The 16,138-nt window shown below is 51.5% G+C and carries 18 protein-coding genes; 1 reads left to right on the forward strand and 17 read right to left on the reverse strand.

The features are described 5' to 3' along the window. Nucleotides 1–9: 9 nt before the first annotated feature. The 9 genes from dinG to B0X71_RS11330 form a co-directional block, all read right to left on the reverse strand. A complete protein-coding gene (gene dinG, locus B0X71_RS11290) occupies nucleotides 10–2,760 on the reverse strand; it encodes an ATP-dependent DNA helicase DinG (protein WP_077589504.1) in 2,751 nt (916 codons plus the stop codon). 114 nt (nucleotides 2,761–2,874) lie between these two features. Next, nucleotides 2,875–3,258 (reverse strand): aspartate 1-decarboxylase, encoded by a 384-nt coding sequence (gene panD / locus B0X71_RS11295; protein ID WP_077589505.1) that lies wholly within the window; start codon nucleotides 3,256–3,258, stop codon nucleotides 2,875–2,877. Further along, nucleotides 3,258–4,100 (reverse strand): pantoate--beta-alanine ligase, encoded by an 843-nt coding sequence (gene panC, locus B0X71_RS11300; RefSeq protein ID WP_077589506.1) that lies wholly within the window; start codon nucleotides 4,098–4,100, stop codon nucleotides 3,258–3,260. The genes panD and panC overlap by 1 nt, the downstream gene beginning before the upstream one ends. Further along, a complete protein-coding gene (gene panB / locus B0X71_RS11305) occupies nucleotides 4,097–4,933 on the reverse strand; it encodes a 3-methyl-2-oxobutanoate hydroxymethyltransferase (protein WP_077589507.1) in 837 nt (278 codons plus the stop codon). The genes panC and panB overlap by 4 nt, the downstream gene beginning before the upstream one ends. A 228-nt stretch (nucleotides 4,934–5,161) precedes the next feature. Next, nucleotides 5,162–6,145, reverse strand: a complete 984-nt coding sequence (locus tag B0X71_RS11310; RefSeq protein ID WP_077589508.1) for a biotin--[acetyl-CoA-carboxylase] ligase — start codon at nucleotides 6,143–6,145, stop codon at nucleotides 5,162–5,164. Then, nucleotides 6,102–7,265, reverse strand: a complete 1,164-nt coding sequence (locus B0X71_RS11315) for a CCA tRNA nucleotidyltransferase (protein ID WP_232336688.1) — start codon at nucleotides 7,263–7,265, stop codon at nucleotides 6,102–6,104. The genes B0X71_RS11310 and B0X71_RS11315 overlap by 44 nt, the downstream gene beginning before the upstream one ends. After that, nucleotides 7,262–8,398: an N-acetyl-alpha-D-glucosaminyl L-malate synthase BshA gene (gene bshA / locus B0X71_RS11320; protein ID WP_077589509.1), complete on the reverse strand. Its 1,137-nt coding sequence runs from the start codon at nucleotides 8,396–8,398 to the stop codon at nucleotides 7,262–7,264. The genes B0X71_RS11315 and bshA overlap by 4 nt, the downstream gene beginning before the upstream one ends. An 11-nt stretch (nucleotides 8,399–8,409) precedes the next feature. Then, nucleotides 8,410–8,814 carry a methylglyoxal synthase gene (gene mgsA, locus B0X71_RS11325; RefSeq protein WP_077590979.1) on the reverse strand — a complete coding sequence of 135 codons (405 nt, stop codon included), beginning with the start codon at nucleotides 8,812–8,814 and terminating at the stop codon, nucleotides 8,410–8,412. A gap of 1 nt (nucleotide 8,815) precedes the next feature. After that, the gene (locus B0X71_RS11330; RefSeq protein WP_077589510.1) at nucleotides 8,816–9,163 is read right to left on the reverse strand and encodes a nucleotide pyrophosphohydrolase; all 348 of its coding nucleotides are present in this window, start codon (nucleotides 9,161–9,163) and stop codon (nucleotides 8,816–8,818) included. Between the two features lie 105 nt (nucleotides 9,164–9,268). On the opposite strand from B0X71_RS11330, the gene B0X71_RS11335 reads away from it, so the two are divergent. Then, on the forward strand, nucleotides 9,269–10,138 hold the full coding sequence (locus tag B0X71_RS11335; protein ID WP_077589511.1) for a YitT family protein: 870 nt from the start codon (nucleotides 9,269–9,271) through the stop codon (nucleotides 10,136–10,138). Nucleotides 10,139–10,183: 45 nt separating this feature from the next. Here B0X71_RS11335 and B0X71_RS11340 read toward each other — a convergent pair whose 3' ends face one another. The 8 genes from B0X71_RS11340 to B0X71_RS11375 form a co-directional block, all read right to left on the reverse strand. After that, nucleotides 10,184–10,861, reverse strand: coding sequence for a zinc metallopeptidase (locus B0X71_RS11340; protein WP_077589512.1), 678 nt, complete (start codon nucleotides 10,859–10,861; stop codon nucleotides 10,184–10,186). 57 nt (nucleotides 10,862–10,918) lie between these two features. Next, nucleotides 10,919–11,530: a lipoprotein heptaprenylglyceryl N-acetyltransferase LhaT gene (lhaT, locus tag B0X71_RS11345; protein WP_077589513.1), complete on the reverse strand. Its 612-nt coding sequence runs from the start codon at nucleotides 11,528–11,530 to the stop codon at nucleotides 10,919–10,921. A gap of 59 nt (nucleotides 11,531–11,589) precedes the next feature. Further along, nucleotides 11,590–12,369, reverse strand: coding sequence for a menaquinol-cytochrome c reductase cytochrome b/c subunit (locus tag B0X71_RS11350; RefSeq protein WP_077589514.1), 780 nt, complete (start codon nucleotides 12,367–12,369; stop codon nucleotides 11,590–11,592). 41 nt (nucleotides 12,370–12,410) lie between these two features. Continuing rightward, nucleotides 12,411–13,085 (reverse strand): menaquinol-cytochrome c reductase cytochrome b subunit, encoded by a 675-nt coding sequence (gene qcrB, locus B0X71_RS11355; RefSeq protein WP_077589515.1) that lies wholly within the window; start codon nucleotides 13,083–13,085, stop codon nucleotides 12,411–12,413. Between the two features lie 33 nt (nucleotides 13,086–13,118). After that, nucleotides 13,119–13,625, reverse strand: a complete 507-nt coding sequence (locus B0X71_RS11360) for a Rieske (2Fe-2S) protein (protein WP_077589516.1) — start codon at nucleotides 13,623–13,625, stop codon at nucleotides 13,119–13,121. A gap of 150 nt (nucleotides 13,626–13,775) precedes the next feature. Continuing rightward, nucleotides 13,776–14,228: a DUF2487 family protein gene (locus tag B0X71_RS11365; protein WP_077589517.1), complete on the reverse strand. Its 453-nt coding sequence runs from the start codon at nucleotides 14,226–14,228 to the stop codon at nucleotides 13,776–13,778. Nucleotides 14,229–14,233: 5 nt separating this feature from the next. Continuing rightward, nucleotides 14,234–14,797: a ReoY family proteolytic degradation factor gene (locus B0X71_RS11370; protein WP_077589518.1), complete on the reverse strand. Its 564-nt coding sequence runs from the start codon at nucleotides 14,795–14,797 to the stop codon at nucleotides 14,234–14,236. A gap of 46 nt (nucleotides 14,798–14,843) precedes the next feature. Continuing rightward, the gene (locus B0X71_RS11375; RefSeq protein WP_077589519.1) at nucleotides 14,844–16,097 is read right to left on the reverse strand and encodes a tetratricopeptide repeat protein; all 1,254 of its coding nucleotides are present in this window, start codon (nucleotides 16,095–16,097) and stop codon (nucleotides 14,844–14,846) included. Nucleotides 16,098–16,138: the final 41 nt, after the last annotated feature.

Genomic DNA, 16,138 nt, shown 5'->3' on the forward strand with positions numbered 1-16,138 from the left:
TTTTTCGTTTCATGCATTCCCATTATACCAGTCTTCAATGGAGGTGACCATCTTTTCAAGCGACACTTTTGCCACCGGCACAGGAGGCAGGGCCCGCAAAAATTCTTTTCCATACGACTTTGTTTCGATTCTTCTGTCCAGCACAATAAACAGGCCATGATCTTCACGCGAGCGAATCAGCCGGCCAAACCCTTGGCGAAGCCGGATGACGGCTTCAGGCAGGGCATACTCCAGAAACGGATTTTTCCCTTCCGCCGAGATCCGTTCCGACCGTGCCTTGAATACCGGTTCGTCAGGTGAGGTGAATGGCAGCCGGACCACCACAACGGCCCGGAGTGCATCTCCCGGCACATCTACACCTTCCCAGAAGCTGTTTGTACCGAACAGCACTGATTTACTGAACCGTTGGAATGATTTTAACAGGCGCATCCGGCTGCCGGAAGACAGCCCTTGGGCGAACAGCATATAATCTTCCAGCAATCCGCTGTCCTGAATCAGTTCAACTGTTTTCCGCAGCATGTCCTGAGAGGTAAACAGGACAAAACAGCGACCTTCCGTCACGAGAACTGTCTGGATCACCGCATCGGCGACTGACTCGATATACTCCGCCTGCGGCACCTGCTGGATATCCGGCATGTCTTCCACGACGAATACCCGGGCACCGGCATAGAATTCAGGTTCCGGATCGAATTTGATGAGCGGCACTTCATCGCGTATTCCAAGCTGCCGGATAATGAAGCGTTCATCGGTTGGCACTGACATCGTTCCGGACAGATGGATGACTGCTTCGTGCCGGCGAACCGGTTCAAGCACCCGGCTCACCGGCCGTGCAACGTCAAACGGCCGCTGATAGATGGCGAGACTGTTCGGAAGGCTCCGAAGGTCACCCTCCACCCAGCTGACATCATCCCGGCCTGGAAACGCGAAGATGTCGCCAAGTGCTATTGTTTCTGCAGCGATTTCTTCTGTCCAGTAACGCCAGTCATTAAGGATGGCCTGCTTCCGGACTTCCAGCTCCGTCAGCCGGTCAGCACGGCTCAGCAGTTCCCGGGAAAGATCGAGCCACTCATTCAGCAATTTCAGCAAGTGGCGCACTGCCTGCTCCTGCCGCCCGAGCGAATCCAGCAGCAGCGCCCATTTTTTCTGACGCCTGTTCGGGACCGATCGGGCAAAGCTGTCGGCCAGCCTGCTGCTGATCTCATCAAAAAGGCCGGCCGTTTTCGAATACAGAAATTCAAGCCGGCTCAGTTCCGCAGCAGAAGCAAATCGGGCTTCCGTTGCCACTTCAGAAAAATGGTAAAATAACTGCCGGTCATCCAATGTCCCAAGCTGACCAAAAATGTATTTCCAATTTGTGTACACAAACGTTTTTTCTTTTTTGGCAAGTGCTGACTGGATCATTTGATGCGCTTCATCGATAATGAGCGCTGCCTGCCGCTCCCCGAGACCGCCTCCGAGGAGGAAAGCATGATTCGTAATAATGATATGCGCCTGGTCCGCCCGCTTTCTGGCGCGCTCATAAAAGTCCAGCTTCAATTCCGGCGCTGCCGGCTTTCGGAGGTGCGAACGCCTGATTTTATCAATAACCAGCTGACCGCCCCCGGATGTGTTCAGTTCAGTCAAATCCCCTGTCTGGGTGGCCGACAGCCAGACCAGCACCTGCATCAGTGTAAAGGTTTCATCATAGGATTCGTCTTCGCTTTGCAGCTGCTCATACAACCGCATTAAATCGATGTAATGATTCATTCCTTTGATCAGCGCCAGGGAAATAGGCGCATTCAGGAATTCTGAAAGCATTTTCCCTTCATTTTGCAGCAACTGTTCCTGAAGATGCGTCGTATACGTACTGATGATCACTTGCTTTCCTTCAGTCAGCGCATATTCCGCAGCCGGCAGCAGGTAACCGATCGTCTTTCCCATACCGGTGGAAGCTTCAATTACGATTTCCTGTTTTCCATCAAGCGCCTGCTGGATGGTCTTCATCAGCCTGGCCTGATTTTCCCGGTACTCAAACCCCGGCATGATTGTCTGCAACTGCTGAACAGGTTCTGCAGCCGGCGTGTACCGATTCGGCCACACTGCTTTCATCTCCTCCGGTACTGCAATCGGGATCCCCCGAAACCGGAGTTGGTCATCCTTGCCGGCCGTGTGTTTATCCGAGATCAACTCGAACAGCAAATGTGATAAATCCGATTTCAGACTGAACGAACGCTTATGCAGCAGCCTGAGTGTATCAGCTGGCAGACTGGCCAATTGTTTTTTGGCGCTCAGAAACAGTTCCGCTGTTGCAAGGGCATCATCATCTGCCCGATGAGCCTGCTTTAACAGGATCCCGAGTTCAGCGGCAATATCCTGAAGCTTATAGCTGTAAGCCGTCGGATAAACCAAGCGTGCAAGCTCCACCGTATCCACGACAAGCCCCTGCCATGGCATCAGTCCTGCCCGCTTCAGCTCCGCATTCAAGAAACCGAGATCAAAATCAGCGTTATGCGCAACAAAAACTGCGTCCTCCAGTCGGGCACTGACCACCTGGGCATGCTGCTCAAACGGCAGAGCGGACGCAACATCTTCATTTGTGATATTCGTCAATTCCTGGATGAATACAGGAATGTTCTGTTCCGGATTGATGAACGCCGTGTATGTATCCGTCACGACTCCTTCTTCAATCGTCACCATCGCCAGCTGGATAATCCGACCGCCCTTTGCAGACGAGCTGCCGGTTGTTTCCAAATCCACTACTATGTACTTCGGGGCTGACATACGAATCCCCCTCTTTCATTGTTGCTTCCCGAGAAGATTGTAACATATTCGCCCCACCTGCGTGTGCTAAAGCGAAACCGGCTGACAGGCAGGCTGTCAGCCGGTAATCTCCGTCTATAAAATTGTGGCTTCCGGCTCATAGCTCAGCTTTTCACGGATCCCGTTTTTCTCGTCCATGATCAAGACTGTCGGCTTATGGTTTTTCGCTTCTTCATTCATTACATAGGCATAAGACAAAATGATCACGATGTCCCCTTTTTGAACGAGCCGGGCGGCTGCCCCGTTGACACAGATTACACCGGATCCCCGTGCTCCGGCGATGATATATGTCTCAAACCGGGCGCCGTTATTATTATTAACTACATGGACTTTTTCGTTCGGCAGCATTCCGGCGGCATCCAGAAGATCAAGATCAATGGTTATGCTTCCAACGTAATTCAGATCGGCTTCCGTCACCGTTGCCCGGTGGATTTTCGAGTTAAGCATCATGCGCAGCATTAGTATTTCTCCTTTAAGTTTAGTATGACATTATCAATGAGACGAGCCTTTTCAAACTGGACGGCCACCGCAAGTACGGCTTCTCCGCTTCCAATGGGTTCCGTCAGTTCCGGGTAGCTCAGAAACTCGATGTAATCGATGGTGCCGGACGTATGGCGTTCAATGTGATCTGCCATAACAGGAACCGGATCGCGTCCGCTAAGGGTCGCTTCCCGGCCAAGCCGCAGGGCCTCATGGATCGCCGGTGCTTCACTGCGTTCCTCCGGCGACAAATACACATTGCGGGAGCTCTTTGCCAGCCCGTCTTCTTCCCGCACAGTCGCTCCCCGCCGGATTTCAACAGGAAAATCAAAGTCACGGACGAGCGATTCAATGATCGCCAGCTGCTGGGCATCCTTCTGTCCAAAGTATGCCCGGTCGGCCTCTGTCAGATGGAATAATTTCGTAACGACTTTCAACACCCCGTCAAAATGGCCGGGACGGCTTCTGCCGCATAACCGGTCTGCCTGCGGTCCGGCTGTCAGCGTAACTTGGGCCTCCGCCGGATACATCTCTTCCGCCGACGGCACAAACAGCACATCCGCTCCTACCGACTCAGCAAGTGCTGTATCTTTCGGCAAATCCCGGGGATAGCGCTCAAAATCCTCCCCAGGGCCGAATTGCGCCGGATTGACGAAAATGCTCACGATGACAACATCATTTTCCTTGCGGGCCTGACGGATCAGCGACAGATGTCCTTCATGCAGAAACCCCATCGTCGGCACAAAGCCGATCGATCGGTTGTCTTGCTTCATCGTCGCCACCCAGCATTTCAGTCCCTGTTTCGTTTCGATCACATTCATTGCTTACCCCCGTATAATTGCGACAGCTCTTCTTCCTTCATGGAAAACCGGTGTTCTTCCGCCGGGAATGCGCCTGATTTGACTTCATCGACATACAGCTGCAGACCTTCCCGGATCGCCGTGCCGGCTTCCGTATAGGAGCGGACGAATTTCGGGATGTGGTGGGTGCCGTATTTGATGGTGTCGTGATAGACGAGCACCTGGCCATCCGTCCCGCTGCCCGCTCCAATGCCGATGACCGGAATCGATAATCTTGCAGAAACCTGCTCTGCCAGCTGATGGGGAATACATTCGAGCACCAGCATGCAGGCGCCGGCAGCTTCACAGGCCAATGCATCTTCGATCAGCTGCTTTGCAGCATCCGCCGTCTTGCCCTGAACCTTGTAGCCGCCGATGACTCCGGCGCTTTGCGGCAGCAGGCCAAGATGGGCAACTGTCGGAATCCCTGTTTGGGTGAGCCTGCGGATAACATCGATCACTTCACCGGCTCCTTCCAGTTTCAGCGCTTCTGCGCCCGTCTCCTGAAAGATCCGGATGGCGGTTTCAAGCGTCCGGTCCAAGCTGCCGTGAAACGAACCGAACGGCATATCAACGACCAGAAACGTATCGTGCGCGCCGCGACGGGCCGCTTTCCCATGATGGATCATATCGGCCGGGGTCACGGGGACAGTGGATTCGTACCCCAATACGACCATGCCGAGTGAATCCCCCACCAGGATGATATCCACACCGGCTTCCTGAGCAAGCTTTGCTGCCGGGTAATCGTAAGCCGTCAGCATTGCGATCTTCTCGCCCTGTTGTTTCATTTTGCGCAATGATGCTGTTGTTTTCATATCATTTCTCTCCTTTCGGGGAGAAAACCCATCAAAAAGCCCTTCCGTCTAAAAATGGACAGAAGGGCAGAATTTAAGTAATTGGTTTCCTCCGTCCCTGTCATATCAGATCAAGGCAGAATTATTCAGTTTTGCATTTTGAATATGAATAAAACCGGTGCGGTTCCAGCCGGATACCGCCCTTTCCTTTAGTCCCACTATAGCAGAAGCACATTAAACGCTCAATCCTCATGTTGCGAGTTCGATATCCGCTGAATAAATTGTGTGGATTTTTCCGTCGTCCGTCTTCAATTCGAGCACGCCGTCATCCGTGATGCCAATTGCCAGTCCTTCCAGCACCTCTCTGGCAGTCCTGGCCCGAATCCGCTTGCCGATCGTAACAGAATAGCTTTCCCACAGCACTTTCAACGGCGCGAAGCCATTCTCGATATACAAGTCTGTATATTTCTCCAAGTGACGGAAGATCGAGCGGACGAGCACCGCCCGCTCGACCGGTTTGTCCCCTTCCATCCGAAGGGATGTGGCGACTTCCCGGACAGCCGGATCAAAATCATCCTGTGTCTGATTCGCGTTCAGCCCAATGCCGATGATCAACGCCTGGACACTGTCCATATCCGCCTGCAGTTCTGTAAGAATGCCTGTGCATTTCCGGCCATTCAGTAAAACATCATTCGGCCATTTAATCTCAGGCCGCAGTCCGGTCACTTCTTCAATCGCCTGGACGACCGCGACGGCCGTGACCAGCGTGAACTGGGGAGCTCGCTGGGGCATAATAGCCGGCCGAAGGATGATGCTCATCCAGATTCCTTTGCCCGCCGCTGAATCCCAATTGCGGGCTAGCCTCCCTCTTCCTGCTGTCTGGGTTTCCGCAAGAACTGCAGTTCCTCCCGGAGCCCCGTCCTGTGCGAGCTGATGGGCGATGATTTGCGTGGAAGTGACCGTTTCATGGTAATTGATGTTCCGGCCGATCACAGCTGTTTCCAGCAGCGGCTGCACCACTTCAGGTTTCAGCGAATCGGGAACCGCGGAAAGGAAGTACCCTTTCTTTTTCACAGACTGGATATCGTACCCCTCTTCCTGGAGCTCTTTGATATGCTTCCAGACGGCTGTTCTCGAAATGCCGAATTCCTCCGCGAACTGCTGACCGGAAATTGCTGCATCACCCGCTTTAATCAGTCGTCTTGCCAGTTGATTGGTGATTGCTGTATTCATGCAGGAACCATTCCTTTATCTGTTGTTTGTCATTGGCAAGGGCTCCCTTTACAACCCGCTGCTCGATGAAGTTCAGCCATTCCCGGAGCCAGGGGCCTCTCGAATGATCCGTCCATTCCAGCAAATCCAGCCCCGAAACAGCCAGATCGGACTTCGATTGAATGGGAAGCTCAGATTTCAGCCGCAGCAGATCCGTTTCCACTCCAGCCAGCAGCCGGGCGGCAGCTAACGCTGCATCGGTATACTGGTAGACCGTCCACTTGGTCCATTCCGGCTCGCGGACTGCAGCGAGAATTTGCTGCAGGAGCCGTCGTTCATCGTTGGAAAACCGGTACGCCCGCACTTCATCAAAGCCGGCGTACGTATCATGCAGCATGAATGCCCAGCCGGTGAGGGCCGGCTGGTTTTCAGGGAATCGGGTCCAATCCCTGCAAAACAGACGGCCGGCAGGCAAATACCGGGAAAGTCCGGATTCCGTCAAAAACTCCAGCCCTTTTTTCGCATGCCGGCTGCTGAACAATTTATCCAGTTCAATCTTGATCCGTTCGATGGCGACCGCCTGAATCCGGTCCGCATTGCGGCTGATGGAGTCCGCCGTCGCCTGTTCCGGTTCGAAGCCGAGCTGGCCGGCGAACCGGACCGCCCGCAGCATGCGGAGCGCATCTTCACGGAACCGTTCGTCTGCATCCCCGACTGCCCGGATGATCCGGTTATCCAGATCGGACTGTCCGCCGAACGGATCCACTACGATGTGATCTTTTGTCAGGGCCATTGCATTAATCGTGAAATCACGCCGCCGCAGGTCTTCCGTAAGAGACGTCACGAATGCGACCTGATCCGGTCTCCGGCTGTCCGAATAACCGCTCTCCGTCCGGAATGTCGTGACTTCAATGCCTTCTCCTTCTGTCAATACGAGGACTGTGCCATGCTGGATACCCGTATCAACAGTGCGAGGAAATACCGCTTTCACCTGCTCCGGCAATGCACTCGTCGCCACGTCCACATCCGACGGCTCAGCGCCCAGCAGCAGATCGCGCACCGCACCGCCCACAATATAAGCTTCAAATCCCGCGGCTTCCAGTGCATCTATCAGCCGTTCCGCTTTTTCCATACTGTTCATTTCTGTGCTGTCACCTTTCTGTATACCTGCTCATACTGAGCGAGGATTTTTGAGGAATGGAACCGTTCTGCTGCTGTCTTCTCTGCCCCTTGTCTCAATTTCGCGTATGTATCCGGCTGTTTCAGCAGCTGAATAGCAAGCTCCGCTGCCCGTTCATAGTCACCGACGGGGACTAAAAATCCGTTCGCTCCATCCTCAATCACTTCCGGTATGCCGCCGGCCCGGGTGCCGATACACGGTATGCCGCATGCCATGGCTTCAAGCAGCACCAGACCGAATGATTCTTTTTCAGACATGAGCAGCATCAGATCGCTCATATTATACAATTCAGCAACGCCATCCTGCTTCCCGAGAAACAACACGTCGGCTTCAAGTTCCAGCTCTTTCACCAGCCGGACAATCCGGCTCATTTCAGGACCGTCGCCGACCAGCAGCAGTTTCGCATCCAGTTGCCGGCGGACAAGCGAAAAAGTCTGTACCACATCTTCCACATGCTTAACGCGGCGGAAGTTGGAAACATGAATCATCACTTTTTCATCATTCCGAATGCCGAAATCCTCCCGGAGACCCGGCACTTTTTTTCCATAATAATCCCGTTCATCGACGAAGTTATAGATTGTCTCGATTTCTTTATCTGTCCCGATCAGCTCAATCGTCTCCCGTTTCAGGGATTCCGATACCGCCGTCACGACGTCCGACTTTTCAATTCCATAGCGGATCGCCCCCTGCAGCGATGAATCATAGCCAAGGACTGTGATATCTGTGCCATGCAGGGTGGTGACGATTTTCGTATCCGGCGCGTTCGCCATATCCCGTCCCAGAATGGCACAGACCGCATGCGGAATGGCATAATGCACATGAAGCAGATCCAGCTGCTCATTCGTGATCACTTCCGCGATTTTATTGGCCAAGGCGATATCGTAAGGAGCGTATTGAAAAACGGAATAACTGCTCACTTCCACCTGGTGACTGTAAATGCTGGCATTAACTCCGTTCAGCCGAAACGGCATGCCGGATGTAATAAAGTGAACTTCATGCCCTTTTTCAGCCAGCATTTTTCCGAGTTCAGTCGCAATCACCCCGGACCCCCCGACGGTCGGGTAACATGTAATACCGATTTTCAGCTTCTTCAAATCTCCGCCTCCTACTCTCTTTCTCTGCGGATGAACCGCCATTCAAAGAAGCCGGCTTCCAGCCCTTTCAGCAATACTTCTGCAGTCCCCATGTTCGTGGCCAGCGGGACGCAGTACACATCCGAAAGCCGAAGCAGCGCAGAGACATCCGGCTCGTGCGGCTGGGCAGTCAGCGGATCCCGCAGGAAGATGATCAAATCCATTTCGTCCCGGGCAATTGCCGCTCCGATTTCCTGATCGCCGCCGAGCGGTCCCGAACGGAACCGGGTGACCGGCAAGCCGGTCTCTTCGATGATCCGCAGACCGGTTGTACCGGTTGCGAATAAATCATGCTTTTGCAAAATCGGTCTGTAGGCAGTGATAAATTGGATAAGGTCATCTTTCTTTTCATCATGTGCAACGAGGGCAATATTCAGTTTATACTTGTCCATCAGCCTGTTCCTTTCTCGTCCAACGGTTTTTGTCCCGGGTGTTGAATTTCTCCATTACCCGGTCATGTGCCTGCGCGAGGTCGATATCAAGTGAATTGGCCATGCAGATCAGCACAAAGAGCAAGTCGCCCATCTCTTCTTCCACTGTTTTCTCTTCTTCTGACGACTTCTTTTTTTTCGGTCCGTATACATGGCTAATCTCCCGCGCCAATTCCCCAAGTTCTTCAGTCAGCCGGACGGTCAGTTCCATCGGAGTGAAATACCCTTCCTTGAATTGGCTGATATATGCGTCCACGTCCTGTTGTAAATCCTGCATCGTCTTTTTTTCGTCCATTTCCTTCACGCTCCCGCCTTAATCGTAATGAAAGTATAGCATGTTGTCAAAAGCAGCCGGATAGCACATAATACAACAGGGATAGTTGCAAAAGGAGGTTTGAGCATGTTTCAAGGAATACGGATTAAAAATACGCTTTTCATTTTACTCGGTGCGGCCATATTCAGTTTCGGACTCGTCCATTTCAACATACAAAACGAATTGGGTGAAGGCGGATTTACAGGGATTACACTGATTTTGCTGTTTTTGTTCGATCTGGATCCCGCCCTTATGAATCTTGTCCTGAATATTCCGCTTTTCTTTATTGGCTGGAAGCTGCTCGGACGGAAAGTCTTTATATACACGCTGATCGGCACGTTTGCCGTTTCCGCATTCCTGAAGCTGTTTCAATTGTACGAAGTAGAAATTGAACTGGGTGGAGATCTGCTGCTTGCCGCTCTGTTCGCCGGTGTGTTCATCGGCATCGGCCTCGGCATCATTTTCCGGTACGGTGGAACTACAGGCGGCGTTGACATTCTTGCCCGTCTTGGTCTGAAGTATTTGGGTTGGAGCATGGGGAAAACCATGTTCTTATTCGATGCTTTTGTCATCTTCCTGTCCCGGCTGACCTTCCTTGATAACGCAACAATGATGTATACACTCGTCGCTGTATTCGTCGGCGCCCGGGTCATAGATTTTGTGCAGGAAGGCGCTTATGCAGGACGCGGTGCCATGATTATTTCGGATGCCCAGGAAATGATTGCAAGCAGAATCACTGCCGAAATGGATAGAGGAGTCACGGTGCTCAGAGGCTATGGCCACTTTTCAAAAGCGGAACGGGAAGTGCTTTACTGCGTCGTTTCACGCAATGAAATCATGCGGCTGAAAAATATTATCACGTCCGTCGACCCGCATGCCTTTGTTTCATTGATTGAAGTGCATGACGTCATGGGAGAAGGCTTTACACTCGATGAACAAAAACGCCCGCTGGATTAATATGTAAAAAACCCGCTCCGGAACTTGCCGGCGCGGGTTTTGTCATTATGAACGATTCATGCTGGTATAAATCAGCAGGAGCCGCAGCAGTTCAAGCACTGCCACTGCTGTTGCGACAACATATGTCATCGCCGCTGCATTGAGTACTTTCTTCGCTGATTTTTCTTCTGTGTTCCGGATGATACCGGTTGATACTAGCTGGTCCATTGCCCGGTTAGAGGCATTGAACTCGACCGGCAGCGTGACAAATTGAAAAACGACACCGATCGCCAGCAGAATAATCCCCAGCAGAAGCATTTCCGTCATTGCGGAGAAAATTCCGATCATGATGAATATCCACGACGCATTCGACGAAATATTAACAAGCGGCACCATCCGATGGCGGAACCGCAAAAACGCATAATCCTTTGCGTCCTGAATCGCATGACCAACTTCGTGTGCAGCAACAGCCGTTCCGGCAACAGAAGCCTCATGGTAATTATGCGGACTTAAAGCGACGGTTTTGGTCATTGGATTGTAATGGTCACTCAGCATACCGCGGCTTTCCACCACTTTCACATCATGGAGCCCATTCTCATCAAGAATGATCCGGGCAACTTCTGCACCGGTACGACCGGAAGTCGACCGGATTTTCGAAAACTTTTTATATGTCCGTTTCAATTTAAATTGCGCCCATAATGGAATAATCAGCAACAGAATAAAATAGAGGATAAACCCGCCCATAATCTATTGTCCGTCCTTTCTGTTCCCTCGAACTTATCTTAAATTATAAGATAAACGTCAGGAATGGTCAATAAACTCAGCTTGGCTGCGATTAAACCGGACTGTAAAAATGGCAAAGCAGATGCAGGCGATTGATAGCCAAAATGTAAAATAGCCGATGCTGTCTGCATAATCCGCCAGCACCCGGTAAATCGGCATCTGACCGAAAACGTAGTCAACGATGTCGTTATGTAATGTCCATACCCCAGCAATGCCGGCGGCTAACATGCCAAAGCGATAAAATGGCAAATACAGCACCGCCTGAACCGCCATCGCAAAATGGGAGATTACCAGCATCCAGCCCATCCAGCCGATGGAACCGACTTCGAGTAGGGTCAGTAAATTCATGACAACCGCCCACAGCCCGTATTTGATCAGTGTCACAACGGCCAGCGCCTCGATCAGTGGAGCATGCCGGTCAACCAGCCAGAATGCAAGGACAATTGTAAAAAACAGACTTGCAGTAGGACTGTCCGGTACGAAAATCAGGAATTTGGGTTCTGTGATGGCAAGCTGTCCGCCATACCAGATATAACCATAAATCGTTCCGAATAAATTCACGAGAAACAGCACGAACAAAAAAGGCTTATACATCAGCCACTTCGAAAGATCACCGATTGTCTGGAGCATGACATCCTCCTTTTTCAGGGTAAATAAAAAGAGCCAGTTTCCTGACTCTTCTGTTCTTATTATTCTTCGTCTCCGAGTGTTGCGATGAATTCAGCCAGTACAGCCAGCTCTTCTTCAGAACCGGTCCACGACGGCGGCATTGCCACTACGTCATTTTTCGTGATTCCGTTTACGGCGATATCGGCAATTTCTTCAGCCGTTCTTTCCGTATTTACGAGTGCGGGACCAACTGCACCTTCCAAGTTTTCACCGTGACAATTGATACACGTTGCGTTGGCATAAATCTGATAGCCTTCAGACTCTGTATCAATTTCGACCTCCTCGACAATCTGCCCCTGTGCTTCTGCAGCTTCCCAGTCATGGTTAACGACTGATTCCCATGTCAGGAAGACCATAGCCGCCAGTGTCAGCAGCATGAACGCTGTCGGAAGCGGCCGTTTGAATGGCCGGCGTTCCGGACCCGGATCCAAAAACGGAGCCAGCAGAAGTGCCGTAAAGGCGAGACCCGGCATGATAATCGCACCGACGATGTTATAAGGGCCGGAAGCAAATTCATACTTCAGTAACTGATAAAGGAATAGAAAATACCAGTCCGGCAGCGGTATGTACCCTGTATCTGTCGGATCCGCCATTGACTCGAGCGGTGATGGATGTGCGGCTGCTAAAAGCAGGTAGCCGATCAGGAAAACAGCACCGATCATCCATTCTTTCAGCAGAAAGTTCGGATAGAAGGCTTCCGTTTTGCCCGGGTATTCGGAATAGTCTTTAGGTATATTCGGCTTGCGAACTGCAGGCACACGGGAATCCCCGACGAATTTCATCCCTTTTCCGCGATGCATAGAATCCCCTCCTTCAAAAAATCTTCAATGAATAAATCAGCTTACAACGGACCAGAGATCCCTTGCTTTCTGATCAGGACAAAATGTGCTCCCATGAGTCCGAGCAATGCTGCCGGCAGGAAGAACACGTGAATTGCAAAGAATCGGGTGAGCGTCTGCGCTCCAAGAATGGTCTGGTCGCCTGCAAGGAGGATTTTGATCTGATCGCCGATAATAGGGACTGACGCGGCAATTTCAATACCAACTTTCGTTGCGAACAATGCTTTCATATCCCATGGCAACAGATAACCTGTGAACCCGAGACCCAGGATAACGCCAAACAGCAGAACCCCGATCATCCAGTTCAGCTCACGAGGCTTTTTATACGAGCCTGTGAAAAACACACGCAGCGCATGTAGGAAGATCATTACGATAACCAAGGAAGAACCCCAATGGTGCATCCCGCGCACGATTTCTCCGAATGCCACTTCATTCTGGAGATAAAAAACCGACTGCCAGGCATTCTCGACGTCCGGTACATAATACATTGTCAGGAACATTCCCGACAGGATCTGAACAACTGTAATGAAGAAGGTCAGTCCCCCGAAACAATAGACGAATGCCGAAAAGTGGTGTGCGGGGTTTACATGCTCAGGCACTTCGTGGTCAGCGATATCACGCCAGATCGGAGTGATATCTAGCCGCTCATCTACCCAGTCATAAAGCTTATTTAACACTGTGCCGTACCCCCTTTACTGTCCAATAAAAAATTAAGAAACTAAGAAATTCGGTCTCAGTGGCCCAAGCGCCACGTAACCGTCCCGCACTTCAACCAGGAACTGATCCAGCGGTCCAAGAGGCGGTGTACCTGCGACGTTTTCCCCATTTTTGTAATAGCGGCCTGCGTGGCACGGACAAAAGAACTGTTCCGGGAAATCAGCACTGCCTTCCCATGTAACAGTACAGCCAAGGTGTTTACAAACCGGTGATAAAGCGACGATTTCCTCGCCCTCCAAATACACCCATGCATCATTCGTAACTTCGGATGTATACCAAGCGTCTTCCTGTGTATAAGTGAATGAAACACGGATTGGCACTTCTGAAAGTTCGGAAGCCAGCTGGTCGGTCACGACATAATCACCATCAGCACTCACCTGCAGAACTGGATCCACTGCGAAGCGGACCATAGGCATCAGCATGCTGGACGCCATAAATCCTCCTACACCCATGATGGTATAGCTTAGGAATTGCCGACGGGATACACGATTATTGCTCATTTTTCTCCCCCCTCTTACTCAAAGCTCAGTCCAACGGACATACTTATTCAAATATAATTACTAGGACAACCTAATGATATATCAATCACTGTAGCAGGTCAACAACGCTTTCGGGCAATGCAAGCACTGCACAGAGAGTTTGTGAACATTTCATGAAGATGCGGACCACTCGTTCAAAAACAGCGGCAGCACTTGCCGGAGCTGATCTTCCATCACCGAATGGCGGAACTTGGGATCCATATGTTCAGTCGGCACCGCCGGTAGCCACAGAAGCTGTCCAAAGTTCTCGACCGTCCGCCACTTTGCATCTGTAGTCATATAGAAGATATGCTTGAACTCCGACTGCTGCATTTCTCCCTGCAACTCACCCGCCAGATGGACCCGGTCCGCATTTTTAGCATACGAAACGGGCGGCAGCAGCAGCAGCCGCCCTTTAAATTGCCGTTCAAGCAACGATGTGAGCGCAATCATATACTCTGCTGCACCTGCGCTTTGCCGCATGCCGGCTGCACTGAGATCCAGCTCCACGAGCGGTATCACCGCTGTATCGACGTACTCTTTTTGTTCCATGTACTGACTGATTTCTCTTCCTGCAAAAAACATTTATGCTATTCCCCTTTCGGCCGTCTGGAATCCTTCACTTTCTGCAACAGCTCGGACAGCTGAAAAAACGCATCCCGATCTTCCGCATCAAGCGCTTCATCAATCTGTTTCAGCAGCGCTTCTTCCTGGATCGTCTGCATGCTGTCGCTCAACAGCTCTTCAGCAGCCAGCCGATCAGTTTCAGTGATCGCTTCATCTTCGGGGATGAACGGATTTTCTTCCAGCACGGCCACGTATTCCGGTGACCGGGGAAGATTTCTGAAATTCAGTTGCACATACAGCTCTTCATCGGGATGGAGCCGCAAATCATGGAAGGTTTTCTCAGCATCTGCGGTCATCAAATGTCCTCTGTAAAACCTGAAAGGGACATCTTTTGACTCTGTTGTCGAAATGACCATCGCGCGGGGACAGTAATGGGCATCTTCCACGAAATGGGTCTTGTCTAACAAGTGATTATGGCCCAGCAAATAATTCAGAATCCAAATACATTCCCGCCGCTTCATCCGGTGATTTTCAAGGAACCAGCGGACGAACTGTTTTTTTTCATCTATCGAAATTGAAGCTGTCACCTTTTTTCCCCCTTCCTGCCTCGCACTTCCCTTTCCCGGCGTTCTCTCACTCCGCCGATTGATGCCAATCGGCCCAGTCCGGATGACCGGGTTCAAGGACCAGTAATTCATCAATGACTTGCCGAGCCTGCTCCTGTCTGCCTTCTTCCAGCAGAAAGCGGGCATAATTGCTGAGGAATTCAGCATCTTCCCGGAAAGCGGGATAAGCCCGTCCGTAATAGTCGGCAGCTTTCCCGTATTGCTCTGTTGCTTCGTAAGCCGCGGCAATCGCCGGATACAGTGCCGCCCAATCCGTTTCATTGGAGACGGCGGCTTCCGCCAATTCCAGTACATCTTCGCTTCTTTCCTGCGCATGCAATAATGCGATGAGCGTCTGAATGGCATCCATATATTCAGGATCAAGTGCAATCGCCTGCCGGAGATGCGCTTCACCTTCTGTCTCCCTGCCAAGTTTCAGTGCAAGTTTGCCGGCGAATAAATAAAGTTCCTTGTTGTACTCATCCCGGCTGATGCCTTCTGTGGCCGCTTCATAGGAAGCGCTGTAATCGCCCATCATATTCAAGCTCTCAGCGCGCAGCAGGTAAGCGGAAAAATAATCGGGATCCATCGCCGTCAATTCCTCGGCGTAGCGTATCGCTGTCTCATACTGGGCAGACTGAAATGCGGAGTATGCTGCACCGAATAGCGTATCCGGTGAGGACTGCTCTTTAAGCGCCTGTTCATAATAAGGCAGTGCTTCTTCATACGCCGCCCCGGCACTGTACACTTCAGCGAGCCGTTCTGATAAATTCACGCCTGGTATTTCTATCTCCGCTGCAAGCAGATCGGTATAGAGCCGGGCAGACTCCAGGTAGCGGCCGGACTCCAGCAGCACTTCAGCTTTCGCCTGGAGCAGCAGCGGTTCATCCGGAAGCAGCCGGATTGCTTCATCCAGCCGTCTTTCAGCCGCTTCAAGCAACCCTTGCGTCTGGAAAAGATCAGCCAGCACAACCAGGGCCTGCGGATACTGCTCGTCTCCCTCCGGAATTGACGTCAGCACTTCAAGTGCATCATCTTCCCGGTCGATTTCAATCAGCAGACCTGCACGATCAATTGCCAGCTGTGATTCCTCCGGGAAAAGGAATTGCAGATGTTCAAGCACTTTTACCGCTTCTTCTACATAGCCGATGTCGGCCAGCCATTCAGCAAGGGTATACTGACTGTCCGGATCGCTTTCCAATAAAGCCTGATCGATTAATTTATTCACACGGCGGGGGTCACCCTGTTCCACCGCCTGTTGGATCTTATCAAATACAGCCATCCAATCACCTGTTCTCTCCTTGTTCTGATTTTATCGTACAC

It is taken from the genome of Planococcus lenghuensis (assembly GCF_001999905.1).
Classification (GTDB): Bacteria; Bacillota; Bacilli; order Bacillales_A; family Planococcaceae; genus Indiicoccus; species Indiicoccus lenghuensis.